This is a genomic window from Chryseobacterium sp. KBW03, from assembly GCF_003852415.1.
Classification (GTDB): Bacteria; Bacteroidota; Bacteroidia; order Flavobacteriales; family Weeksellaceae; genus Chryseobacterium; species Chryseobacterium viscerum.
In genome coordinates this window covers 262,954-289,270 of record NZ_QAJO01000001.1, presented here as the reverse complement: position 1 = coordinate 289,270, position 26,317 = coordinate 262,954, and the positions used below count along the sequence as shown (strand labels likewise).

At 36.9% G+C, this 26,317-nt stretch carries 24 protein-coding genes; 20 read left to right on the top strand and 4 right to left on the bottom strand.

All coding sequences use genetic code 11. The annotated features are described in order from the left end of the window. The first annotated feature begins 51 nt into the window (after positions 1-51). Positions 52-594, top strand: a complete 543-nt coding sequence (locus DBR39_RS01185; RefSeq protein ID WP_124530491.1) for a lipocalin family protein — start codon at positions 52-54, stop codon at positions 592-594. A 66-nt stretch (positions 595-660) separates the two neighbouring features. On the opposite strand, the gene DBR39_RS01180 is transcribed toward DBR39_RS01185, so the two are convergent. Then, a complete protein-coding gene (locus DBR39_RS01180; protein WP_124530490.1) occupies positions 661-1,134 on the bottom strand; it encodes a hypothetical protein in 474 nt (157 codons plus the stop codon). A 114-nt stretch (positions 1,135-1,248) separates the two neighbouring features. Here DBR39_RS01180 and DBR39_RS01175 point away from each other — a divergent pair, with 114 nt between their 5' ends. From DBR39_RS01175 to DBR39_RS01160, 4 genes are all read left to right on the top strand, one after another. Beyond that, on the top strand, positions 1,249-2,499 hold the full coding sequence (locus DBR39_RS01175) for a CinA family nicotinamide mononucleotide deamidase-related protein (RefSeq protein ID WP_124530489.1): 1,251 nt from the start codon (positions 1,249-1,251) through the stop codon (positions 2,497-2,499). An 89-nt stretch (positions 2,500-2,588) separates the two neighbouring features. Then, on the top strand, positions 2,589-5,987 hold the full coding sequence (locus tag DBR39_RS01170) for a polysaccharide deacetylase family protein (RefSeq protein ID WP_124530488.1): 3,399 nt from the start codon (positions 2,589-2,591) through the stop codon (positions 5,985-5,987). Positions 5,988-6,168: 181 nt separating this feature from the next. Further along, complete coding sequence (locus DBR39_RS01165) at positions 6,169-8,226, top strand: M13 family metallopeptidase (protein ID WP_103232795.1); 2,058 nt, start codon at positions 6,169-6,171, stop codon at positions 8,224-8,226. Positions 8,227-8,568: 342 nt separating this feature from the next. Beyond that, complete coding sequence (locus tag DBR39_RS01160) at positions 8,569-10,665, top strand: M13 family metallopeptidase (protein WP_124530487.1); 2,097 nt, start codon at positions 8,569-8,571, stop codon at positions 10,663-10,665. Positions 10,666-10,727: 62 nt separating this feature from the next. On the opposite strand, the gene DBR39_RS01155 is transcribed toward DBR39_RS01160, so the two are convergent. After that, positions 10,728-11,774 carry a hypothetical protein gene (locus DBR39_RS01155; RefSeq protein ID WP_124530486.1) on the bottom strand — a complete coding sequence of 349 codons (1,047 nt, stop codon included), beginning with the start codon at positions 11,772-11,774 and terminating at the stop codon, positions 10,728-10,730. Positions 11,775-12,129: 355 nt separating this feature from the next. On the opposite strand from DBR39_RS01155, the gene DBR39_RS01150 reads away from it, so the two are divergent. The 11 genes from DBR39_RS01150 (at position 12,130) to DBR39_RS01100 (ending at position 22,028) form a co-directional block, all read left to right on the top strand. Next, a complete protein-coding gene (locus DBR39_RS01150; RefSeq protein ID WP_185147108.1) occupies positions 12,130-12,576 on the top strand; it encodes a type VI secretion system contractile sheath small subunit in 447 nt (148 codons plus the stop codon). Positions 12,577-12,596: 20 nt separating this feature from the next. After that, the gene (locus tag DBR39_RS01145; protein ID WP_103232791.1) at positions 12,597-13,958 is read left to right on the top strand and encodes a DUF5458 family protein; all 1,362 of its coding nucleotides are present in this window, start codon (positions 12,597-12,599) and stop codon (positions 13,956-13,958) included. Positions 13,959-14,032: 74 nt separating this feature from the next. Beyond that, positions 14,033-14,494, top strand: coding sequence for a hypothetical protein (locus tag DBR39_RS01140; protein WP_124530484.1), 462 nt, complete (start codon positions 14,033-14,035; stop codon positions 14,492-14,494). 82 nt (positions 14,495-14,576) lie between these two features. Then, complete coding sequence (mutY, locus tag DBR39_RS01135; protein WP_124530483.1) at positions 14,577-15,611, top strand: A/G-specific adenine glycosylase; 1,035 nt, start codon at positions 14,577-14,579, stop codon at positions 15,609-15,611. Between the two features lie 44 nt (positions 15,612-15,655). Then, positions 15,656-16,213 (top strand): gliding motility lipoprotein GldD, encoded by a 558-nt coding sequence (gene gldD / locus DBR39_RS01130; protein WP_124530482.1) that lies wholly within the window; start codon positions 15,656-15,658, stop codon positions 16,211-16,213. A 27-nt stretch (positions 16,214-16,240) separates the two neighbouring features. Then, entirely contained in the window at positions 16,241-17,164 is a 924-nt protein-coding gene (locus DBR39_RS01125; protein ID WP_124530481.1) for a PfkB family carbohydrate kinase, read from the top strand. A gap of 86 nt (positions 17,165-17,250) precedes the next feature. Continuing rightward, positions 17,251-18,618, top strand: coding sequence for a peptidylprolyl isomerase (locus tag DBR39_RS01120; protein ID WP_124530480.1), 1,368 nt, complete (start codon positions 17,251-17,253; stop codon positions 18,616-18,618). 124 nt (positions 18,619-18,742) lie between these two features. After that, a complete protein-coding gene (locus tag DBR39_RS01115) occupies positions 18,743-19,240 on the top strand; it encodes a hypothetical protein (RefSeq protein ID WP_124530479.1) in 498 nt (165 codons plus the stop codon). Positions 19,241-19,313: 73 nt separating this feature from the next. Beyond that, complete coding sequence (locus DBR39_RS01110) at positions 19,314-20,303, top strand: NAD(P)H-dependent flavin oxidoreductase (protein ID WP_228447735.1); 990 nt, start codon at positions 19,314-19,316, stop codon at positions 20,301-20,303. A 15-nt stretch (positions 20,304-20,318) separates the two neighbouring features. After that, positions 20,319-21,089 carry an alpha/beta fold hydrolase gene (locus DBR39_RS01105; protein WP_124530478.1) on the top strand — a complete coding sequence of 257 codons (771 nt, stop codon included), beginning with the start codon at positions 20,319-20,321 and terminating at the stop codon, positions 21,087-21,089. 114 nt (positions 21,090-21,203) lie between these two features. Beyond that, positions 21,204-22,028, top strand: coding sequence for a GLPGLI family protein (locus tag DBR39_RS01100; protein WP_185147107.1), 825 nt, complete (start codon positions 21,204-21,206; stop codon positions 22,026-22,028). A gap of 9 nt (positions 22,029-22,037) precedes the next feature. Here the strand turns inward: DBR39_RS01100 and DBR39_RS01095 are convergent, their stop codons facing one another. Both DBR39_RS01095 and DBR39_RS01090 read right to left on the bottom strand, forming a co-directional pair. Continuing rightward, a complete protein-coding gene (locus DBR39_RS01095; protein WP_228447734.1) occupies positions 22,038-22,595 on the bottom strand; it encodes a hypothetical protein in 558 nt (185 codons plus the stop codon). A gap of 88 nt (positions 22,596-22,683) precedes the next feature. Then, positions 22,684-22,983 (bottom strand): rhodanese-like domain-containing protein, encoded by a 300-nt coding sequence (locus DBR39_RS01090; protein ID WP_124530475.1) that lies wholly within the window; start codon positions 22,981-22,983, stop codon positions 22,684-22,686. Positions 22,984-23,155: 172 nt separating this feature from the next. Here DBR39_RS01090 and queG point away from each other — a divergent pair, with 172 nt between their 5' ends. The 4 genes from queG to DBR39_RS01070 all read left to right on the top strand — a co-directional run bounded on the left by queG (position 23,156) and on the right by DBR39_RS01070 (position 26,290). After that, positions 23,156-24,094, top strand: coding sequence for a tRNA epoxyqueuosine(34) reductase QueG (queG, locus tag DBR39_RS01085; RefSeq protein WP_124530474.1), 939 nt, complete (start codon positions 23,156-23,158; stop codon positions 24,092-24,094). A 358-nt stretch (positions 24,095-24,452) separates the two neighbouring features. After that, positions 24,453-25,136: a TIGR02117 family protein gene (locus tag DBR39_RS01080; protein ID WP_124530473.1), complete on the top strand. Its 684-nt coding sequence runs from the start codon at positions 24,453-24,455 to the stop codon at positions 25,134-25,136. Positions 25,137-25,138: 2 nt separating this feature from the next. Then, positions 25,139-25,786, top strand: a complete 648-nt coding sequence (locus tag DBR39_RS01075; protein ID WP_124530472.1) for a murein L,D-transpeptidase catalytic domain-containing protein — start codon at positions 25,139-25,141, stop codon at positions 25,784-25,786. A 51-nt stretch (positions 25,787-25,837) separates the two neighbouring features. Next, positions 25,838-26,290, top strand: a complete 453-nt coding sequence (locus tag DBR39_RS01070) for an SRPBCC family protein (RefSeq protein ID WP_124530471.1) — start codon at positions 25,838-25,840, stop codon at positions 26,288-26,290. Positions 26,291-26,317: the final 27 nt, after the last annotated feature.

Here is a 26,317-nt window from a genome sequence, read left to right as displayed (position 1 = left end):
TAAAGGCATTATTTTTGACGTTTTCACCCTAATCACACAAATATTCCAGTCATGAAAACCATTCATAAAATTATCCTTCCCGTTTCGTTGGGAGCATTAGGTCTTATCATTTTCAATTCATATTCTGTGAGAATTCCCAGAGGGGCATCCGCTGTAAAGAATTTTGATAGTAAAAAATATCTTGGCAGATGGTACGAGATGGCCCGTTTCGATTACAGATTCGAAAAAAATATGGATAATGTCACTGCAGAATATTCAGAAAATCCAGATGGAACCATTCAGGTTAAAAATAAAGGCTACGATTATAGTAAAAAAGTATGGAATGAATCGATCGGTGAAGCAAAATTTGTAAAAGATCCTACAGAAGCCCGCCTGAAAGTTTCATTTTTTAAACCTATCTGGGCCGGTTATAATGTCATTGATATTGATGAAGACTATCAATATGCTTTGGTGGCAGGAAGCAGCTTAAAATATCTTTGGATTCTGTCCAGAACCACTACCATTCCTGAAAGTATCCGTCAGCGTTTCATTCAGAAAGCAAGAAAAATCGGATATAATACCGATGAACTGATCTGGGTGAAGCATAATCAATAAAAAAGGTAAAAGGGCAAAATCACAGAAAGGCTGACATAGGCTTCTATGATTTTGTCCTTTCGCTCTTTAGTTTTTAATATATTCTTTCCATTCCTCAAAACGATGATCAATCACCTGTTTCATCAGATCGTAGTTTTCATAAGTATCTTCTATGTGATAGAAAGTTTCATACTGATAGTCGTTTTCCTCTGCTTTAGCATCAAAAATATTAACGTAGTCATCAGCAAATGAGCTGGATCTGTTTCCGAAATCTGTATCATCAGCATAGTAATCCTTTGCAAAAAGATTTCCAAGCTCATTCAGATCATATTCAGAGAATTTTCCGTCACATGAATCCATAATGAATTCTGCACCAGTGATTTCTCTTCTTTTTAATTTTTCAATTTCTTCTTCGTTATCTTCTTTCAGTTCATCAGAAATCATATTGTTGTGAATGCACCAGTTCAGGAACATTCCTGTATGGGTTGCCCCGTTTTTCTGAGGAAGTTCTTCGGGAAAATCACCACCATAATGCCATGAAGCATCATCATATTTAGACATAATTCGTATTGTAGTTTTAGATAATTTCGGCAAAAATAGAAAAAATCAATTTATATTGCCGCGGCCACAGAAATTTCCGTCATTTGCAGAGAATTTTTTTCAACAAAAAAACATATGGAAAAAGCTGTTCTGATTACTATCGGGGATGAAATCCTTTCCGGAAACACGGTAGATACCAATTCTAATTTTATTGCCGCTGAACTTAAAAATATAGGAATCAAAGTGACTCAGATTCTTACGATCTCAGACGAAATTGAAACGATTAAAACCGCGCTGAGTGCTGCTTTTGAAGGAGGTGACTTGGTCATTACAACAGGAGGGTTGGGACCAACGAGAGATGATAAAACCAAAAAAGCCCTGGCAGAGTTTTTCAATGATGAAATTGCCCTGGATGAGGTCACTTTCAATCACCTTAAAGGCTATATGGAAAGAAGAGGACGAGCCGATATTCTGGAAAGAAATAAGGAACAGGCCTTTGTTCCTACCAAATCCATCGTTTTTCAGAATCATTACGGAACGGCACCATGTATGATGATGGAGCTTGACGGAAAACTGTGTTACAGTCTTCCAGGTGTTCCTTACGAGGTAAAACCCCTTATCAAAGATCAGATTATTCCTTATTTACAGCAAAGATTCAAACTTCATTATATACATACCAGAATTGTTTCTGTAGTAGGAATTCCTGAGAGTATTCTTGCAGACACCATTGAAGACTGGGAACTGGCACTTCCGGAAAATATTGCATTGTCTTATCTTCCAGTGGGAACCCGTGTAAAGCTTCGTCTGACGGCTTCCGGTGATCATGAAGAACAGCTGAAACAGATAACAGAAGAGGAAATCCAGAAACTGCTTCCTCTGGTAGAAGGTCATGTGATCGCCGTATCTGAAGATAAAATTGAAAATATTCTGGCAGAAATGCTTACCGAAAGAAAATTAACGATTTCTACTGCAGAAAGCTGCACAGGAGGTGAGCTGGCAAAAATGATCACTTCAGTTTCCGGCAGTTCAAAATATTTCCTTGGCGGAATAGTGCCGTATGCTACCGAGAGAAAGATTAAAATTTTAAATGTTTCCAGAGAAACCGTAGATCAGTTTACCGTGGTAAGCGAGCAGGTGGCTCAGGAAATGGCAAAAGGATGTCAGGAATTGTTTGAAACTCATATTTCACTTTCTACGACTGGTGTTGCCGGTCCTGGAAAAGGAGAAGACGGTCAAGATATTGGAACAGTTTATTACACCATAAGAATTAATGACGAGGAGACAACCTCCAAATTATACATGCCCCATCTGGAAAGAGTAGATTTTATGAATTTTGTTTCCCAAAAGGTGATTCAGGATTTGGTAAGCCTTCTTATCGACAGATAAATACAATTCATACTTTTTAATTTTTTTTTAATTAATTTTAGTATAGTTTTTCACACTTTTTGAGCGCCCTTCAATAAATTTCAAAAATCGTGGAAAATTCCAAACAGATTTTTCAGACCAGCAGCAAAAAACGCTGGAAAAGTGTACAGTGGGGAAGCCGTGTTTTTATCTTTATAGGAATACTGCTTCTGCTTGCTTTAGGTCTGATGATGACTCTGGACAGAAGTCCTAAAATTCCTTTTAAAGAAGATTATAAAGCTGTCATTACAGCCAACAAACCTTACCTTCAGGAGAATAAAATTTCCAAAGAATATAAAGGGTTCAGAAGCTTTATTTCTGAAAAAACAATCCATACCAGCCTTGACAAAATTGAGAAGGCGAGAGCAGAAAGATATAAAAATCAGAACCGAAACTGGGCTCAGTTTCCGGGAGGAATCCGGTCTGCATTTTATGTGGCTTGGGATGCCCAGTCTCTGATGTCTCTGAAAAGAAACATCAGACACATCAATCTGGTTTTTCCTGAATGGTTTTTCCTTGATCCCAAAACAGGAGATCTGAAAACCAATGTGGATCCTGAAGGATATAAAGTGATCAAAAGAACCGGAGTTGCTGCCATGCCAATGCTCAGTAACAACTTCGACAGAGAGTTCCGTTCCGAAGGACTGGTCAAAGTGCTTAATGATCCGCAGAAAAGAACCCATCTGATTCAGAAGATCACCCAACAATGTAAAAAATACCATTTCAAAGGAATTAATATTGACTTTGAAGATATGAACCTGGATTCTGATACCAACCTGATTGCTTTTATGAAAGAACTTTCAGAGACGTTCAAGCAGAATCAGCTGTTGGTGACAATGGATATTATGACGGATAATGATGATTATAATATTAAGAATCTGGATCCATATGTAGACTATTTTATGCTGATGGCTTATGACGAATATTCTGCAGGAAGTGATGCCGGTCCGGTTTCTTCCCAAAAATGGATAGAAGCACAGACGGGTAAAATCTTAAAACAGACCTCTCCTCATAAAATCATTCTTGGATTAGGAGCTTATGGTTACGATTGGAGTTCCAATAAAGATGACAATACTTCTGTTACCTACATGCAGGCGATTACAAAAGCGAGCGCAAGTAAAGCTGTAATTGACTTTAATGATAATACCTTTAATTTAAATTATTCCTACACCGATTCTAAAAATTTCACCCACACGGTATTTTTCAATGATGCTGCCTCTATTTTTAATACGATGCGTTTCTCATCAGAATATCCATTGGCAGGAACTGCACTCTGGAGACTGGGAAGTGAAGACAGCAGAGTCTGGAATTTTTATGATAAAGATCTTACGGGGGCAGGCCTTTCCAAATTGAATTTGAAAACCCTGGAAAACGTAAAAGGGCAGACCATGGTGGATTATATCGGAGACGGAGAAGTACTGGATGTTCTGAATACGCCTCATGATGGAAAAATTGCACTGGAAATTGATCCAAAAGAGAAGATTATCACAGATGAAAACTACATCACCTATCCAAGTTCTTACGAAGTGAAAAAATACGGAAGTGCTCCTCAGAAAGAACTCGTCCTCACTTTTGATGACGGCCCGGATGAAACCTACACTCCTCAGGTACTGGATATCTTATCCAAATATCATGTTCCGGCAGCGTTCTTTTTGGTAGGATTAAATGCAGAAAAGAACCTTCCGCTTGTTAAAAGAATCTACCGGGAAGGACACGAGATCGGAAATCATACTTTTACCCATGAGAATGTGGCAAAAGTGAGCCCTGAAAGAGCTTTACTTGAAATGAAACTGACAAGACTGCTGATCGAATGTATCACAGGTCACAGCACTATTCTGTTCAGAGCACCTTATAATGCAGACTCTGAGCCTACCACATCAGAAGAGATCATTCCAGTAGCACTGGCAAGACAGCAAAACTATCTGGATATCGGGGAAAATATAGACCCTGAAGACTGGCAGCCGGGAATAAAAGCAGATGAAATCGTAAAACGTGTAATGGCTGGAATTAAACATGAGAGAGGAAATATTATTCTCCTTCATGATGCGGGTGGAGATACCAGAGAAGAAACGGTGAAAGCTTTAAAAATCCTTATTCCGACTCTTCAGAAACAAGGATACCATTTTACGAACCTGACGAATATTCTGCACAAAAGCAGAAGCGAACTGATGCCTGAAGTTCCCAAAACAAAGTCTTATTATATCATGCAGCTTAATCTTGTGTTAGCTACAGCGATCTATGGAATAAGTCATTTTCTGGTTGCTTTATTTACCATCTTCATTGTATTGGGACTGATCAGACTATTGCTGATGGCGTACTGGGCTTTTAAAGAAAGACAAAAAGAGAAAAAACTAGGACAATTTCCCGTGCTGGAATCTTATCCTAAAGTTTCCATTATTGTGCCTGCTTATAATGAAGAAGTGAATATTATTTCGTCGTTACAGAATTTACTGAAACAGACCTATCCTAATTTTAACATTATTATGGTAGATGACGGAAGCAAAGATTCTACTTATGAAAAAGCAAAAGAAATGTTCCCGAATCATCCGAAACTTAAAATTTTCACCAAAAGAAATGGGGGAAAGGCAACTGCCTTAAACTTTGGAATCTCGGAAACGGATGCTGAATATGTAGTGTGTATTGATGCAGATACCAAACTTGAGCAGGATGCCGTAAAATATCTGATTGCAAGATTTTTAAATGCAGATCCGGAAGAAAAAATTGCCGCTGTAGCAGGAAATGTGAAAGTGGGAAACAGAGTCAATTGGCTCACCAAATGGCAGGCTATAGAATACACGACAAGTCAGAATTTTGATAGACTGGCCTATGCTCATATTAATGCCATTACAGTGATTCCAGGAGCTATTGGAGCATTTAAAAAATCTGTGATCATTGAGGCAGGAGGCTATTCATCAGATACTTTAGCAGAAGATTGTGATATTACTGTGAAAATTTTGAAAGCAGGATATACGGTTGCCAACGAGAACAGAGCGGTTGCAGTTACCGAAGCTCCGGAAACAGCAAATCAGTTTTTGAAACAGCGTTTCCGCTGGACATACGGAATTATGCAGATGTTCTGGAAACAGAGACAGACTTTCCTTAACCCTAAATATAAAGGATTGGGACTTTGGGCAATGCCGAATATTTTATTATTCCAATATATTATTCCATTTTTCTCACCGCTGGCAGATGTGATTATGTTTTTGGGAATTCTATCCGGAAACGGAGACAAAATATTCACCTATTATCTGATTTTCCTCTTGGTGGATGCTTCATTAGCTTTAATTGCATTCATGATGCAACGGGAGAAATTAATCAATCTGTTGTATATTATTCCGCAGAGATTCGGGTATAGATGGCTGATGTATATTGTATTATTTAAAAGTTTAAGAAAGGCATTGAAAGGCGAAATGCAGTCCTGGGGGTTCCTGAAAAGAACTGGAAATGTAAAAGAGATAGCCACTTCTTAAGATATTGGCAAGCTGGGGAGGAGGAAGCTGGAAGTTATGAAAATCATAGAATAACTTCCAGCCTCATTCTTCCATCTTTTATAAATTCTTATCATGCTATGACGTTATTTGTTTAAATTTGTTTTCTTAAAACGTAACAAATACAAAATAAATCATACATATTCTAAAAATTGTTATCATAATGAAAAAAATAACGCTTTCTTTGTTTTTAATAGCAGGGATCTGTACTCAAACTACCATGAGCGCACAAGCTAAAGCTGCTAAAGTAGCAGTGAACAACACAGACAAAGGTTTAGACCTTAGCTTGATGGACACTTCGGTGCGTCCTCAGGATGATTTCTACAACTATGTGAGTGGAACTTGGATGAAAACAGCCAAAATTCCATCGGATAAACCAACTTGGGGAAGCTTCAACAAACTAGCTGACGATACGGATAACAATTCCATGACGATCCTGAACTCTCTTTTGAAAGATAAATTTGCTGACGGAAGTGAGGGTAAAAAAATCCAGGATCTGTATGCTACTTACATGAACATGGAGAAGAGAAATGCTGACGGAATAAAGCCTATCCAGGAAAATCTGAATAAAATTGATGCTATAAAAAGCCTGACTGATCTTCAAAATTACCTTACTTCTGTAACAAAAGAAGGTGAGAATGTTTTTTACGGATGGGGAGTGGATGCAGACCTTAAAGATTCTAAAATGAATGCCGTTTACTTAGGAAACGCTTCTTTAGGTTTAGGAAGAGATTACTATCAGAAAGTAAACGAAAAAAATACAGAAGCTATTGCTGAATATCAGAAATATGTAGCTTCAATGCTAAAAGAATTAGGATACAAAAATGCTGATGAAGCAGCAAAAGGTATCGTTAATTACGAGAAAAGCATCGCAAATACTTACCTTACCAACGAACAGAGCCGTGATAATACCCTTCAGTACAATCCTAAGACGATGGCTGAACTTTCTGCTCTGGTAAAAAATGTTGACCTTCCTGGTTACCTTAAAAAAGTAGGAGTAAATTCTGACAAAGTAATTATCAGTGAATTAGGATTCTATAAGAACTTCGATAAATTAGTAAATGCTCAGAATCTTCCTGTGATTAAGGATTATCTGAAATTTCACATGATCCACGGAAGTGCTTCTTACTTAAGTGAAAACTTAGGAAATATGAAGTTTGCTTTCTATGGTAAATACCTTAGAGGACAACAAGAACAAAGAGCACTTAACAAGAGAGGTTACGAATTGATCAACGGTTCTTTGGGTGAAGCTTTTGGAAAATTATATGTTGAGAAATATTTCCCTGCGCAAGCAAAAGCTCAGATGGTAGAATTGATCGACTATTTAAAGAAAAGTTTCGCAGTTCATATCAACAACTTAGCTTGGATGTCTGCAACGACTAAAGAAAAAGCAATGCAGAAACTGAACAAGTTCACGGTAAAAGTTGCTTATCCGGACAAATGGAAAGACTATTCAAAATTAAATATTGTTTCTGAGGCAAAAGGAGGAAACCTGTATCAGAACCTTCAGAACATTGGTGAATGGCAGTACAACAAAGACTTGGCTAAAATTGGTAAGGCAGTTGATAAAACAGAATGGGGAATGACTCCACAGACTGTTAATGCTTACTATAACCCGGTAAACAACGAGATTGTATTCCCTGCTGCTATCCTTCAGCCGCCATTCTTCAACCCTAACGCTGATGCTGCGGTAAATTTCGGGGGTATCGGTGCCGTTATCGGTCACGAAATGAGCCATGGATTTGATGATTCAGGGGCACAGTTTGATGCTGATGGTAACTTGGTAGACTGGTGGACTCCGGCAGATAAAGCTAATTTCGAAAAAGCAACAAAAGCTCTTGCTTCTCAGTATGACAAATATGAGCCGGTAAAAGGAACTTTTGTAAACGGAACTTTCACAAACGGTGAAAACATCGCTGACTTAGGAGGTGTAAACATTGCTTATGACGCTCTTCAGATGTATTTAAAAGACAAAGGAAATCCGGGGAAAATCAGTGGATTCTCTCAGGATCAGAGATTCTTCTTAAGCTGGGCTACAGTTTGGAGAACATTGTCAAGTGAGAAATATATGGTTAACCAAGTGAAAACAGATCCGCACTCTCCTGGATATTTCAGAAGTTTCGGTCCGTTGATCAACGTTGATGCCTTCTATAAAGCATTCGATGTGAAAAAAGGAGACAAACTATACAAAACTCCAGAAGAAAGAATTAAAATCTGGTAAAAATAACAACCGCTCAGCAATGGGCGGTTTTGTTTTTTAGGTAGCAGATGATAGGTGATAGGTGGCAGGAGTTATGGATTTTGGATCGAGGGAACTGTAATTGTAATAACGGCTTCCATTATTCCTCTCCTCTGGAGGGGTGTCAAAAATTCTTTGAATTTTTGATGGGGTGGTTTCCCCATAAATCCCAGTCTCATATATATTTCCAAAAGATACTCTATAAACTTTAAATTTTTAATCTTAAATCATCAATTTCCCACTCCATATATCAATTATCATTCATTACATATCATTAAAGTTTGTATATTTGATACGTTTGTGTAAAATCAAAAATTATTTTTAATGAAAAAGCTAAATATTGGAATACTTGCCCTTTCGGGTATTGTATTTCTTAATTCGTGTGGTGCAGCAAAGACTGCGGGGACAGAGAATAAAACAGAAGCTACGGCTAAAGTTACTGAACCGATAAAAGAAGAAGCAAAAGAGGAGGGGATCAATTTATCATATATGGATACAAGTGTCCGTCCGCAGGATGACTTTTTTAGCTATGTGAATGGAAATTGGGTGAAAACTACTCAGATCCCTTCCGATAAAGCAAACTGGGGATCTTTCAATGCTTTGAGAGAAAATGTGGATGATGCTTCATTAGATATATTGAATAAAATCCTTACAGAAACCTATCCAGCTGGATCAGAAGGACAGAAAATCCAGAATTTGTATGCCTCTTTTATGGATACCAATAAAAGAAATGCAGAAGGTCTGGCTCCTATCAAAGCTGATCTTGCCAAAGTAGATGCTATTAAAAGTCTTAGTGACCTTCAGAAATACCTTTTGGAAGCGACAAGATTAGGTGACAACTCTTTCTATGGATGGAGAGTGGGTGCCGATATGAAGAATTCCAATATGAATGCGGTATATCTTGGCGGCCCGGATCTTGGTTTAGGAAGAGACTATTACCAAAAAGTAAATGAAGCCAATACTAAAACACTGGCAGAATATCAAACCTACGTTGGGAAGCTATTTGGAGTGTTAGGATATAAAAATTCTACTCAGTCTGCGCAGAATGTGGTAGACTTTGAAAAACAGCTTGCCAATTACTTATTAACTCTTGAACAGAACAGAGATGCTAATTTAAGATACAATCCTAAAAACGTATCAGAATTATCAGGTCTGGTTAAAAATGTAGACCTTGCAAAATATCTTAAGGATGCAGGAGTCAATACAGACAGAGTGATCATTGGAGAACTGAAGTATTACCAGAATATGGATCAGTTTGTAACACAGAAAAACCTTCCTTTACTGAAAGATTATCTGAAGTACCATATCATCAATGGAAACGCGAGCAATTTAGATGAAAACTTAGAGCAGATCAGGTTTGATTTTTATGCTAAATATTTGCAGGGACAAAAAGAACAGCGTCCAATGGACAAAAGAGGTCTTACCCTTGTCAATGGTGTTCTAGGAGAAGCTTTTGGAAAACTATATGTTGACAAATATTTCACTCCTGAAGCTAAAAAGCAGATGGAAACTTATATTGATTACCTTTTAAAATCATTCAAAACCCATATCGCAAATATGGACTGGATGTCCCCTGAAACCAAAGTAAAAGCTCAGGAAAAACTATCCAAGTTTACAGTGAAAATTGCTTATCCTGATAAGTGGAAAGACTATACTCAATTGAAAGTAGAATCTCCGAAACAAGGAGCAACACTATATTCTAATCTTCAGAATGTATCCGCTTGGCAATATCAGAGAAGTTTAGACAAAGTAGGAAAACCTGTTGATAAGACAGAATGGGGAATGTCTCCACAAACTGTAAATGCTTACTACAGCGGATCAAACAACGAAATTGTATTCCCTGCAGCCATTCTTCAGCCTCCTTTCTATAACCCTAAAGCTGATGCAGCAGTGAACTTCGGAGGTATTGGTGCCGTTATCGGTCACGAGATTTCTCACGGATTTGACGACAGTGGTTCCCGTTTCGATGGTGATGGTAACCTGAACAATTGGTGGACGGATGCAGACCGTAAAAACTTTGATGCAAAAGTTGGTCAGTTAGCTGCTCAGTACAGTGCTTATGAACCTGTAAAAGGAAGCTTTGTAAACGGTAAGTTTACAAGTGGAGAAAATATCGGTGACTTAGGTGGAGTAGCTGTTGCTTATGATGCTCTTCAGATGTATTTAAAAGATAAAGGAAACCCAGGCAAGATCAGTGGATTTACTCAGGATCAGAGATTCTTTATGAGCTGGGCAACCGTTTGGAGAACAAAAGCTACCGATCAGTATATGATCAACCAGGTGAAAACAGATCCACACTCTCCGGGAATGTTCAGAGCTTTTGGACCACTGGTAAACCAGGATTCATTCATCAAGGCATTTGATATCAAACCGGGAGACAAATTATATAAAGCTCCTCAGGACAGAATAAAAATCTGGTAATTTTACCATGAAGATTGTTAGAAAAGAAAGGATCCGTCTCACATTGAGGCGGATTCTCTTTTTTAATATTCTTTCTTATAATTCCGGAGAACAAACTTGATTCCGGTTTCTATAATATCTCCCATAGATTTACAATACTTGAAATTGACATCGTAGGTGAGTTTTTGTAAAGCGGTCTTTAATTCTATAACATTGGCTTCCGGCGCGATATTGTCTTTTTTCATAATAGAAATAAGTTCGTCAAATCTATTTTGGCTGCTGGTCACTCTTTTTACAATTTGTGAACGTACTTCTTTGCGGTATTGTTCTATAGAGCTGGGTTTCAGTTTTTCCAGCACCATATTCACCATTTGGCTGTTTTCTTTGAAATACTGTGGAAGATACACTTTCAGATTTCCCTCATAAGTTTGCTGATCAAAATCGATGGGACGAATTCTGTAAATAACCTGGTCGAAATCATGTATGGGAATCACAACATAATTATAAGAACGCATATCACCAAGAAGCCCAATGAGGCACCGCTCATTGAATTTCACAAATTCCTTGGAAATCTGTGCCTTTTCCAATTCATTACAATTGAATAGATGTTTCTGAATAAAAACATCTCCGGGAATTCCTAAAATATGCTCCTCAATCAACGTGTTTTTATACACCAGAAAGTTAATTCGGTTGGGAGAAAGCAGGTCTTCAAGTTCCAGCCCGAATATCCGGGAAGCATCTGCCTGTTTAATATAAAAATAAGTATAATTATCATTAAGTATATTTCTCACCCGGACCCTAAAAGGTTTAGAATTTCCAAACGTACAAAAGTCGATCGTGTCTACTTTCAGATAAGGTAGGGTAGCGATATCCCCATCAGAATGAAGGAGGGTATAAATCTTATTTAAATTAGCCTCTATTTCTTTAAACTCATATTCAGAATATAATACACCAAGCCACAAAGTATCTTTGCCCTCTTTATCCATAATATTCACGCTGTCGCTAAACCTGAGAAGGTCCTCATACAGAAACCTAATCTTGGTCGTTCTGTTGTATTTTTCCAAATATTGCTGTAATGCTTCTGAAACAGGAAATATGGGTTTTCTAAACGCTATTTTTACATCTTTCATGACACGGTTCACTTTGTTTAAATATAAAGAATATTTTTTTGTAATGTCTGAGGAATTCCTATTTTAATATCCATTACATACTTTTGGATAAGAGTAAAGCGGACAAAAATTTTATTTATTTTTTTCTTGAATTTTTTTATTTATTTTTTCATAGCTTAGTGATATCGTAATATCGTGATTTTATGTTGAATAAATGTAAATAGAAAGAGGTAATTCAAGAAAAATCTTAGTAAAATTTTGTATGTTACAGTTTTTTTTTAAATTTAAACACTGGATTGGTAATTTATTTGATTCATCTGTAAATTACTCAAAGACAGACCCAAACCAAATTAATAAATCTCAAAATAACAATAATATGGCAATGTTTAATTATGGTGTTGGCGGAAACGAAGTAAAAGTAGACGCTAATGAAGCTATTCAGGAAATTCAGGAAAATAAGTCCCTGATAGTAAGCCAGCTTACAACAGACGAGTCTTATACTCCTGAAATCGTAACAGGATTAAAAACAGTGGAAGACGTTTTCAAACATTTCCAGCCTTCAGTATCGGTACAACACGAAACGGAAGAGGGTGGAATGGTAGAAGAAGAATTCCGATTTCAAAACCTTGGAGACTTTACCCCTAAAAGCCTTACTCAGAAGTCAGATTATCTGCAGCTGCTGAGTGTAGAGCAGGAGCAGTACAATAAAATAGTACGTCAGCTGAAAACAAACAAAATTCTACGCAATATGCTGGAGAACGATCAGACAAGAGCGGCGTTCATAGAAGTATTGAAAGAAGTGGGACAAGAACTTGAAAAATAACTAAAGACTTACATTAAATCATGGATAGCAAATTACAGGCACAAGAAAGTCAGCAGCAGGGGCAGCAGCAACATGCAGGGCAGCCGAAAGGCAACCCGCTTGCAGAACTCAATAAAATGGGAGGATTTGGCTTTGTTGAATCCGTCGTAGACGGTATTGCCAATATGAACCCAACAAGAAAGGCAAGAAAAGAAATCTTCCTGAATGACAGCAATAAAGCAGACGAAAGAAAAGAACTTCTTCAGAAGATCAATCTTTGGGTAAGCCTTTTAGAAGGCAGTGAATCAGCAGATAAAATGGCTGAAACGTGCAAAACCAAAGCACAACAAGCCGATCAGAACTTAAAAACAAACTTAAAAAGTACACTGGATGCCGTTCGTATGTTGGAAACCAACTACAGAACAGTCGCTCAATTCTATAAAAATACAGAATTGGATAAAGTGGATAACGTAAGCATCGTAAATGCAAGCCTTGAACAGGTTTCCGACCTGGATAACCCTTTGTTCATCGATGCCATCTCAGAAGAATTCAAAAATTACTACGACCGTCTTGACCTTAGAGATAACTACTCAATCCTTGCAATACCAGGATATTTAGGATCCAATAAAGTAATCGAGAAATGGGCAAAAATCTGTAACGAAAACAAAGTAATGATGGTTACAGACTTCGCCAACCTTGATAAGCCGGATGACGTAGTAGACTTATTCCACTCTGCAAACCTTACAGGAGGAGAACTTCACAGAAGTAACGTTATTATGACGTGTAACTGGCTGGTAGGACGTGGTAAAGCTGAAGAAGTAGGAGAAGAAGAAAATGTAGAACTTCCACCTTCCACTTCATTAGCAGGAAAAATTCACAAAACCCTGATGTCTCAGGTAGCAGCAGGTAAAAAACATGGAAACATCAACGAAGTAGACGCTGTAAAATTCGAATTGAAGAAAAGTGAAATTTCTCAGTTGGAAAAAATGGGTCTGGTACCAATGGTAAACGAGTACGGAAAAATTATGGCCTTCTCTGCGAAGACATTATTTACAGGAGACAATATCGGTCTTCAGACGTATTCCGTAGTTCGTGTATTCGACTATGTAACCAAAGTATTACTGGACTTCCTGAACAGAAGAGCTTTCGAAAACTGGAATGCTAAAAACGAAGACGATTTGAGAAGACAGATCGTAACGTTCCTTGACAATATCAAAGGACCGGACAAATTGATCGAAAAATTCAAAATTGTTCGTTTCGAGCAGGATAGAGTAAACAAAGACAGAGTATGGCTGGATATCCGTATGACCCCTTATTTCCCTACAAAAAGTTTCGTTATTAAATTGGACGGACACAAAGGAGATGACGGTAACGAATGGGATGCAGAATATGCTCAGGAGTAAAATAAACTTACCTTAAATAACAAAAACCGATGCAATTTTACATCGGTTTTTTTTCAACCAACACCTAATTTAATATGAATAAAAAACTTATCATTGGTTTACCAGCCATAGTGATGACACTTTTGATAAGCTGTGAAAAAAAATACCAGAGTCCCGGACATTATGAAAATGATCTTTTTGCAGACGAACGTCAGGAAGGAAAGGCATACATCATGAATGAATCTGAATGCTTTGATGGCAGTGAACTGGTTATTACAAGTTCAACCGTAAAACTTGCAGACAGCTCCAAAGGCCGCGGGAAATCATTCTTTCTTTATAAAGTAAAATCAGGAAAAGTATTAAAAACGGTGAGAGATTCTACGGTAGATACTCCATTCATGTTTTTATCTCCTTATAAATTGAAGATAAAAAATACTGATTCTATATATGTTTACCTGAAAAAACTGGAAGGATACCGTTTTATAGCCAAAGACAGAAACCTGAAATATCAGTGGTTAAAGGCTGCTCCCGTATATTCTGTGAAAGCTGGTAAATAAATTTTATCTTTGCAAGTGCTATATAAAGTGAACGTTTACGGAAACAGTTCAAAAAGCAATTAAAAAGCAAAAACAAAATTTTTTGGAGAAGGATAACCGAAGTTCAGATTTTCTGCATATTGGCAGTAAAATCCTTGAATGGTATAAAAATAATGCAAGAGACCTGCCTTTCAGACAGACAAAAGATCCGTATAAGATCTGGATCTGTGAAATTGTATTTCAGCAGACAAGGATCAATCAGGGATTGAATCATTATAATAATTTCATTAAAAGATTCCCGGATGTAAAAAGATTGGCAGAAGCTGAAGAAAACGAGGTTTTGCTGTATTGGAAAGGATTAGGGTACTATTCCAGAGCCATTAATATTCATAAAGCTGCCCAGCAGATCATGAATGACTATCATGGAGTATTTCCGGATCAGTACGAAGAAATTCTAAAATTAAAAGGAGTCGGGAAATATACCGCTGCAGCCGTTTCAAGTATCTGTTTCGGAGGGAGAATGCCTGCTGTAGATGGGAATTTCTACCGTGTCTTAAGCCGTCTTTTTGCCGATGATTTTGATATTTCGAATTCAAAAGCATTTACTTATTTTTCAGAACTGGCCGCTTTGGTGATGCCGGAAAATGTCGGAGATTTTAATCAGGCGATGATGGATATAGGCTCAGAGATTTGCAAGCCTAAAAATCCACTTTGTGGAGAATGTCCTGTCAATGAAGACTGCCTGGCATTTTCTATACAGAAAATTTCAGATTACCCTGTAAAAACGAAAAAAGTAAAAGCTGAAGACCTTGCTCTGACCTATTATTTTGTCCACCGAAACGGACAATTTCTGATCCGCCAGAGAAAAGAAGACTTCATCTGGAAAAAATTATTTGAATTTCCTGATGCCATTTCTTCGAATATGGAAACATTCATTACAGGTTCAAAAACAGTCAATCATAAACTGACTCACAAGAATTTAAGCATTGAAATAGTTAATGTTGAGGTTACTTCTGAGAAGATATGGAATGATTTTATCGCTGAAAATCAATACCTGATTACCAATGTTAAGGGTTCTCATGAAAAATCGTTTCCGAAGCCTTTGGAAAATTACATTCAAAACTCTCTGAAAGACTGAAATTTGTCTTCCGAAATCTGAAATCTAATTTGTACTTTTGCAAAATGATTAAAAAAGTCATTTTTATTTTTGTATCACTGCTTTTAATTTCGTGCGGAAAAGACACTACTCCGAAACCTTATGGAGAACTGCGTCTTGAGTATCCGGCACCGAAATATCAAAAGTTTGAAAACGACTGTGCCTATACCTTTGAATATTCGGAGTTTGCTTCTATTGCACCCGCAAAAAAACCTTGCTGGTTCTATCTGAACTATCCTAAAATGAAGGCCAAGCTTTTCGTTACCTATTACCCGATACAGAATGACTTTGCAGACCATATCAAGGAAGCTGAAAAAATGGTATATGAGCATACCATCAAAGCCAGTTCTATAGACACAAAATCCTTCGAATACCCTGAAAAGAAAGTATACGGGAACTTCTATGAGCTTAAAGGGCAGAGTGCTTCCAATCTTCAGTTTTACATTACAGACAGTACGAAACACTTCGTTACTGCTTACTTATACTTTAATACGAGACCGAAACCGGACTCTCTTGCTCCTGCAGTGAACTATATCAAAAATGATATGAAGCACCTGCTGGACTCTTTTGAATGGAAAAAATAATTACTTTTAATATACATTGAAAAATATATGAAACTTTTAGTTGTAGGAAGTGTTGCATTTGATGCAATTGAAACACCATTTGGTAAAACGGACAAAATTTTAGGAGGTGCAGCCACTTATATCGGAATCACTTCATCAATTTTAGGCGTTAAATCCGGAATTGTTTCTGTAGTAGGAGGAGACTTTCCACAAGAACATCTTGATATGTTCACAGACAGAGATGTAAACATCGAAGGAATTGAAATCGTAAAAGAAGGAAAAACATTCTTCTGGTCTGGAAAATACCACAATGATCTGAACACAAGAGATACTTTGGTTACAGAAGTAAACGTGTTGGAGAATTTTGATCCAAAAATCCCGGATTCAATGCAGGATGCCGAAATTTTGTTACTTGGAAACCTACACCCTGGAGTTCAGTTATCAGTACTTGAAAAAATGAACAACCGTCCTAAGCTTGTGATCCTTGATACGATGAACTTCTGGATGGATTCTGCATGGGATATCTTAATGGATATGATTGCGAAAACAGACGTAATTACCATCAATGATGAAGAGGCAAGACAGCTTTCAGGAGAATATTCTTTAGTAAAAGCAGCTAAAAAGATCCACACAATGGGTCCTGATTACGTAATCATCAAAAAAGGAGAGCACGGAGCTTTACTTTTCCATGACAATAAAGTATTTGCTATTCCGGCACTTCCGCTAGAAGATGTTTTCGACCCGACTGGTGCTGGTGATACATTTGCAGGAGGTTTTGCTGCATACCTTGCTAAAAAAGAGAAAATTGATTTCGATACCATGAAGTCTGCTCTTATCGTAGGATCTGCAATGGCTTCATTCACGGTAGAGAAATTCGGAACAGAAAGAATAGAAGAAGTAAGCGAAGCGGATATGTTCAGCAGATTGAGACAATTCAAAGAATTGACGACATTTGATATCGAACTGCAGTAAATAAGTCTTTTTAAGAAATATTTATAATAAAAAATTGAGTGAAATTCGTTAAGAATTCTAAATTTGCAACTTGTTAAAATAGTAAAATGACAAATAAACTAAAAATCACTTTTCTTCTTGGGATTTTCATCATGATATTCTCTTCAAGCATGATGCATGCCCAGCTAAAACAAGGAGATTTGGTGGATGGTATTGCCGCTGTTATCGGGGATGAGATTGTTTTGGAATCTGATGTGAACGAGCAGATGAATTATGGGAAACAGCAGGGAGCTTCAAACACAGACAAATGTGAGTTCCTGGAAAACCTTATCAGCAATAAGCTTCTTGTATATGAAGCAAAAAAAGATACCTTAATTGAAAACCGTTCTGCAGCAATCAAAGAACAGGCTAACGCAAAATACCGTCAGTTGCTTTCTCAATTTCCGGATGAAAAAACATTGCTTGCCGCTTATAAGTTCAGAAATGCTTATGAAATGAAGAACGCTATCGAAAAGATAGACACAGACCAGTATTATGGACAGGCAAAATACCAGAGAGTTACTGATAAAGCTGACGTAACTCCAAATGAGGTAACTGACTTCTACAATATGTATAAAACACAGTTGCCACAGATAAAAGATGAAGTTACTTTGGCTCAGATTATGATCTATCCTACATTAACGGAAGCTCATAAGCAGGACCTTATCAACAGATTAAAAAAGATCAAACAGGATATTGCTGGAGGTGAAACCTTTGAAAGCCAGGCGAGAATCTATTCTGAAGATGAAGGATCGGCAGCTAATGGAGGTTTATATAAGAATATTAACAAAGGGCAGATGGTTAAGCCATTCGAAGCTGCAGCGTTAAATCTTCAGGAAAATGAAATTTCAGATCCTATTGAATCTGAATTCGGATTCCATATCATCCAATTGCTGAAAAGATCTGGTAAAGTATATGATGCAAGACATATCTTACTAAAAGCGACACCTACTGATGATGAGATCAAAACAGCGAAAGCAAAATTAGACAGCATCAGAGGTCTTATTGCCAATGGTAAAATAACATTTAAAGATGCTGCTTTTAAATTTTCAGATGATAAAAGAACAAAATTCAATGGAGGGATTATTCCTGGTGCTGATGGTTCTGATAAAATCGAAAGAGAAAGTATCCCTGGAACAATCAGCTACGAATTAGCAGGTTTGAACAAAGGAGATATTACTACTGCTTTTGAAGATGAAGAAAACAAGAGAAAGCAGATCAAGATCATCAAAATTGATGATGTAATTCCTTCTCACCAGATTACTCTGGAAACAGACTTCAGCAGAATCAAGCAGATGGCGCTGAATAAAAAGAAAAATGAAATGGTTGAAAAGTTTGTTAACTCTAAGTTACCGACAACTTTTATTTCAATTGACGGACGTTACGACAACTGTAGCTTTAAGTCGAACTGGAAGAAACAATCCATGAAAAAATAATAAAAAAGCCTTCAGAACTTCTGAAGGCTTTTTTATTGATACATTTAGCACTTCAAAAAATACGGTATCGGCTAAAACTTATTATCTGAAGGAAGTATTTAATATATTTACAAAAATTAAGAGGATGGACTCTACTTTTTACCTTAGAAAATTTCATTTGGCAGCAGCCGAAATTCCTGAGAAAATACTTAGCAATAACGGATTGAAACTGTCTGTAGAAATTGTTTTGGAATCCGTTGCGCTTAAAGTTTATCATCCGGAATGGTCTGGAAATCCCCAATCGCCTTTAGATGCTGATGGACGGATTTTCTTTTCAGTTTGGATCAACGATAAGTCTATCAGTGAAAGAAAAATATATTACAATATTCATGCTCTGAAGCTAAGAACGTTGAAAGGTTACACTATAACCAGCAGAAATTTTGCTCAGGATTTTAGGAAAAAATTTTTAAAATATCAGAAAGAATGGCCTAATGTAAGTCTAGATTATGGCCCGCTAACATTAATGGAAGGCTGGGTGGCGCTAAAAGAAGATGAGATAGAAAAAGATATACAGGAACTGGCTCAACGGTTTTTGAAAATAAGCCCTATTATCGACAAAGTTATGGAGCAATATAAGAAATGATAATATTAGTTTTTTCTATATATTTTTAGTCAATAGAACGTTCTGATAATCGTTGTTTTTAGTATTTTTACATATGAGCAATTTTATAGATTTCAACGCTGCAAAAAAGCTTCATGATATGGAGGCTGCACAAAATAGAATTTCACATCTTTTTAATATTAAATATCCAATTATCCAGGCAGGTATGATCTGGCATTCAGGATGGAAACTGGCATCTGCGGTTTCCAACTGCGGTGGTTTAGGGATAATTGGGGCGGGGAGTATGTACCCTGACATTCTGAGAGAAAACATCCAAAAATGCAAACAGGCTACAGATAAGCCCTTTGGAGTTAATGTACCGATGCTGTATCCTAATATTGAGGAAATCATTCAGATCATACTTGAAGAAGGAGTAAAAATTGTATTTACATCAGCAGGTAACCCAAAAACTTATACAGAAACCCTTAAAAAAGAAGGAATAAAAGTAGCTCATGTGGTTTCTTCAACCAAATTTGCTGTGAAATGCGAAGATGCAGGAGTAGATGCTATCGTAGCGGAAGGCTTCGAAGCAGGAGGACACAACGGGAGAGATGAAACAACTACTTTCTGCCTTATTCCTAATGTAAAGAAACATATTTCTAAGCCGTTAATTGCCGCAGGTGGAATTGCTTTAGGCTCACAGATAAAAGCAGCTATGATTCTTGGTGCTGACGGTGTACAGATCGGGTCCCGTTTTGCTGCCACTACAGAAGCAAGTGCCCATGAAAACTGGAAAAAGAAAATCACAGAATTGCAGGAGGGAGATACCCATCTTACTTTGAAAGAACTGGCACCTGTAAGAATGGTTAAAAATAAATTCTTCAATGAGCTGGAAGATATTTATGTGAGTGGAAGAAATAAAGAAGCTTTAATTGCCTCATTAGGAAGAGCCAGAGCAAAACGTGGAATGTTTGAAGGAGATATGGAAGATGGAGAACTGGAAATTGGTCAGGTTTCTGCCCTGATTGATGAAGTTCTTCCGGTAGAAGCTGTTTTCAACCAACTTTTAAAGGAATTTGAAGAAACGAAAATACCCACTTTTTAAATATAATTGTATTCAATGGAGGGAAGAATAATTGATGTAAAAGGTAAAAAATTATATATAGAACACCATAATCCGTTTGAAGGCAGACCTACCATTGTTTTTCTGCATGATTCACTCGGTTCAGTACAGCTTTGGAGAGACTTTCCAGCTAAATTATCCGAAACTGCGCAATGCAATATTCTTGCTTATGACCGTCTAGGTTATGGAAAATCATACCCTATGCTTACTCATGAAAGACCGGTAAATTATATGGAACTGGAAGCCGATCTGTTGAATAATTTATTGATTGAAATGAATATTGATAATGCCATTCTGTTCGGTCATAGTGATGGAGGAACAATAGCTTTAATCACCGCTGCAAAATATCCCGAAAGAATAAAAGCTGTCATTTGTGAAGCAGGACATATTTTTGTGGAAGATGTAACTTTAAAAGGTGTTTATGACGCATGGGAAGCCTACAAAACCACCAATCTTGCAGAACGTTTACAGAAGTATCATGGGGATAAAGTAGAAATGCTTTTCAGAGCATGGACGGAAACCTGGACGCGGGACGATTACAGAACCTGGAATATTGAATATCTGCTGAAAGACATTACAGCTCCATTACTATTTATTCAGGGAGAAGCAGATGAATATGGTACACTGGATCAGGTTGAAAAAACAATTTCGCAGGTGAGTGGAAGTACTGAAAAATATATCATTCCCGGCATAGGACATACCCCACACAAAGAAGTTCCTGAGCGTGTACTGAAAAAGACCGAAGAATTTGTAAATAATTATTTTTAATATAAAATATGAATAAATACGTTTTTTATAGACGTATTTATTTTTTTTTATGTAAACTATTAATATTTAGTAAATTAAATGTATCTTGATCTTCACCAAATCAAAATACTGTTTATGAAATATCTTGTTTTTCTTCTTCTTTTTACTCAGGTTGTCCTGGGACAGAATAAGAGGTTTATATATCAATACACCTACATTCCGGATTCTACCAATACAGCCGCCGTTAAAGACCTTATGTTTTTGGATACAGCCAACAACAGATCTCTGTTTTACAGCCGCATGAAATTTGCTGAAGATTCTACTTCAATTGCCGAAGCCGAAAAAAAGAACTTTTATATTCCAAATGCTCCTATCTTATACAGAGTGGAGAAAATGAATGGTAAAACCTTCTTTCTGACAAATGATTATGGCTTAGGGAAAATAAAGGTTGAGGATAATAGAAAAATCACCTGGAAAATAGAATCCGAAAAGCAAAAGATTGGAGAATACAGTGCTCAGAAAGCAACTACAGATTTTGGAGGGAGAAAATGGACAGCCTGGTTTACCACAGATATACCAATACAGGATGGTCCTTACAAGTTTTCCGGACTGCCAGGGCTGATTGTAAAAATAGAAGATGCTACGAAGAACCACATTTATGAGCTGATTGGAATTAAAAACTTACCAAAAGAAATACCGTTTCCTGATTTAAATTCCAGAGCTAAAGAATTGGCTTTAACTCAACAAAAATTTGAAGAGTCCTTTATCAAATACAGAAAAGATCCTGCTGCAGCAATAAAACAGCTTTATATAGAAGGTAAAATACCTGATCAGCAGGATGGTTCAGGACGTTTGCGTACAGGAGCAGATGTTGTTCGGGAAGTAGAGCAGCAGACTAAAGAAAGACTAAAAAAGGACAATAATATAATTGAAATTAGCCTGTTAAAATCAGTAAAATAGGACTTTTCATTACAGCAGCCGAAGTTCAGCAGCAATATTTTCCTTTGCCTGAGCCTCATATTTATCCTTAAAATAGTCTGTTTTAAAGATGCTTTCGAGTTGCAGAAAATGCTTGAGTACTTTTTTTCGTCCCGGTTTATAAAGGAAATCAGGATAAATAGAATACTCTTTCCTTATATTCTGAGTGTATTCTAAATAAGTTTTAAAATCTTTACCCAATACAGAAAGGTCAGCATCTAAAAGATAATTGGTGTCCTCATGATCAGACCGTTGATGAGCTTTTGTGGCAAGAATCTGCTCAGAAATTATTGAAATTTTATCTTTATTGATATGAAGTTCAGTAAGCCTTTTTTCAGCAGTAACCGCACTTTTCTCTTCATTGGATTTGGAAGTTGCATCATAAATAATGTCATGATAAAATACTGAAAAGGAAATTACTGTAAAATCTGAGAGCTTCCCTTTCACCTCTTCAAGTTCCCGAAACATATTTTCAAGATGAAGAAGATTGTGATAATGCCTGCCTTTTTCAGAATACCTGGTTTCAATCTCATTCCACAGATCATTCATTAACTGCTGATCTTTTGTAAAAGGAGAACAAAGCTGTTCAAATTGATTTTTAAGATGCATAGAAATAAAGAGATAAAAAAAGGAACTTTTAAAAAGTTCCCTGATTTGCTTCCAGAACAGCCTTCAGATCAGCCCAGCCGCCACCATTATAACCGTCCTTTAATCCTTGAGTGTTAAGATACTCCAATGCTTTTCCGCTTCTGTTTCCACTTCTGCAGAATAAGATTACCGGTTTTTCAATAGAAAGAATTTCGTCTTGTCTATCTTCCACCTCACCTAAAGGAATATTCTTAGCACCATCTATATTACCGTCCATTTCAAGCTCCATTGGCTCACGAACGTCGATCAATTCATAGTTTCCGGATTGTATTACTTCTATTAAAGACATAGTTGTTTGTTTTAAACATTAAATTAGAAACGAAATTACGCAATTTTTTTTTGAAAAAAATCCTAATTAAAACATAAATTTTCGGAAACCCAACAGTATTGGGGATCAAGAAGAGATTGATAACTGAATCAGAAGATTGGTAAAATAATCTTAATTTTGCATTGTGAAATTTATGAATGCAGGCGCTGAAAAATATTCTCAACTGATAAAATCCAAGGCAAAAAGTTTTGGATTCCAGAGTTGTGGCATTTCCAAAGCAGATTTTCTCGAGGAAGATGCTCCCCATCTTGAAAAATGGCTGAAGAATAATTATAATGGTGAAATGAAGTACATGGAAAATCATTTCGACAAAAGACTTGATCCCAGACTTTTGGTGGAGGGTTCCAAGTCTGTTATTTCACTTTCTTATAATTACTTTCCTGAAGAAAAAATTTCAATATTAGAGAATTATAAGATCTCAAAATATGCCTACGCAGAAGACTATCATGAAGTAATCAAAGAAATACTCCGTGAGATGGTAGCCGAGCTGCAGGAAGAAATAGGAGAATTTGGATTCCGGGTTTTTGTAGACTCTGCACCGGTTATGGAAAGAAGCTGGGCCAGAAAATCCGGGCTGGGCTGGGTAGGAAAAAATGCCAACCTGATTACCAGACAAAATGGATCTTTTTATTTTCTTGCCGAAATTATCTGTGACCTCGAGCTTATACCGGATCATGCGACTACAGATCATTGCGGAACATGCAGGAAATGTATTGATGCCTGTCCTACAGATGCCATTGTTTCTGAAAAAATTATTGACGGAAGCCGTTGTATTTCTTATGCAACCATAGAACTGAAAGAAGAGATTCCGGATTATTTTAAAGATAAAATGGAAGACTGGATGTTCGGCTGTGATATCTGCCAGGATGTATGTCCCTGGAACCGTTTCTCAGCGCCCAATAAACAAAGCCGTTTCAAGCCCAATGAAACTTTGAAAAACTTCAAAAAAGGAGAATGGAAAGAACTTACTCAGGAAATTTTCTCTGAAATCTTCAGAAAGTCTCCCGTAAAACGTACCAAATTTACAGGACTGAAGAGAAATATTGAGTTTCTGCAAAGGTCTTCTGACTGATTTTTCCCTGAACTTTCGGTGACAATTCCCCCTTTGGAATTTTTTGAAGTTCCAAACCAGAGCTGATAGTCGACCATTCCTTAAGTTTTCTGCTTTAAGGAAGTAAAGATTTACGACAGTAAATTTCTTGAAAAACTTTTCCTATAAAGAAAAATTGATTCTCAGGAGATCATAATCTCACCGAAAATCAACGTTTTTTTTGTACTCTTTTAGGAGCTGTTTTTACTCTTACTTTAAATCTTTTTTGGGATTTGATATTTTTACGCATATTTGTGAATATTTCGTAACTAAATATAGCCTTTTTTTCGATTAAAACAAATACTTTTACGGAAAATTATAGATTAAATTTTATTAAAACATGACTGTGAAAACGATATTATTGTATCTCCTCAAAGTGGTAGGAATTATTTTGGGAATTGTAGTTATTTATGTAATCCTTGGGTTATTGATTCCCTATATTCCGGTCTCAGCTAAAGATGATGGGCAGAAGAAAGAAATTCCAATCTATATTTATACCAACGGGGTGCATACCGACATCGTTATGCCTGTGAAAAACGATTTGCAGGACTGGGCCCAGAAAATTCCTTTTGCCAATATAAAATCCAAAAAGACAGATTATCAATATATAGGAATAGGATGGGGCGACAAAGGTTTTTATCTTGATACTCCGACCTGGGCTGACCTGAAATTTTCAACAGCCGTGAAAGCTGCATTCTGGTTAAGCGATTCTGCCATGCATTGTACTTATTACAATACGATGAAAGAAGGGGATGACTGTAAAATGATCATGATCAGCAGAAGCCAGTATCAGAATTTGGTGAAATTTGTAGAAGATAAATTTGACAGAGACCAAAACGGAAGCTTTATCCTGATCCCTACAAATGCTGTATACAGTGATAATGATGCCTTTTACGATGCTAGAGGCACTTACAGCTTTCTTTACACTTGCAATACCTGGTCAAATAATGCTTTAAAAGCTGCCGGACAAAAAGCCGCACTTTGGACTCCTACAGATTTCGGAATCTTTCAGCACTATAAATAAGAATGAAGAAAATAGGCCTTTTGTTTGTCGTTTTTTGGATTTGTTCCTGCTCTCAGGAGAAAAAAGATAATATAAGAAACATTGTTGAAGCACCCATCGTTGCAGAAAAGAAACCTGAAGTCGAGCTTTCCAAGCTGAAAATAAAAGCGGAAGAAGCCTTGAAATTCTGTACTTCAAAAAATCTTAACCGTGATTTTTGTATTCTGATTGATATGAGCCTTCATTCCGGAATTAAGCGCTTTTTTGTCTGGGATTTTAAAAATAATAAGATATCAAAAGAATATCTCGTAGGGCATGGTTGTGGCTCCAATTCATGGAGTAAAGATAATTCTAAAGCAAATCCGGGATTCAGTAACGAAGATGGAAGCCACCTTTCATCTCTGGGAAAATATAAACTCGAAGGAAGAGGCTACAGTGACTGGGGAATTAATATAAAATACCTGATGCACGGCCTTGAAGAAACCAATAGCAATGCGTTAAAAAGATTTATTGTCTTTCATTCATGGAATATGATGAGCGATACTGAAGTATTTCCCAAAGGTTCACCCGAAGGCTGGGGATGTCCTACGGTTTCCAACAATGCAATGAAAGAAATAGATCCGATGATTCAGAAATCCGGAAAACCTGTACTGATGTGGATCTATAATTAAATCTTTGTCATACATTTGTTTCATAATCATTATGTAAACTGATTTCATCCTATGAAACATACGCTTTTCCGTGAACAGCAGCTCAACTGTGATATAGAAACCGCCTGGAAATTCTTTTCTTCAGCCAATAACCTTTCAGAAATTACCCCGAAAGACATGGGCTTTATTGTATTGACGGAAATGGAAGATGATGAAATCTATGAAGGAATGATCATTGATTATTACGTTTCTCCGTTATTCGGAATTAAAATGAAATGGCAGACCGAGATCATCCACGTTGACTTTCAGAAAAGTTTCATCGATTTCCAGAAAAAAGGTCCGTACAAATTGTGGAATCATCATCATGAATTTATTCCCAACGAAGAAGGTGTTCTGATGAGAGATACCATAGACTATGAACTTCCAATGGGATTTTTAGGCGAAATTGCACATCGCGTTTTCATCAGAAAAAAACTGGAATATATCTTCGATTACCGTTTCAGGGTCCTGAGTAAGTTGTTTTAATAATTCAATAGAAACGGGCTTTAGCCC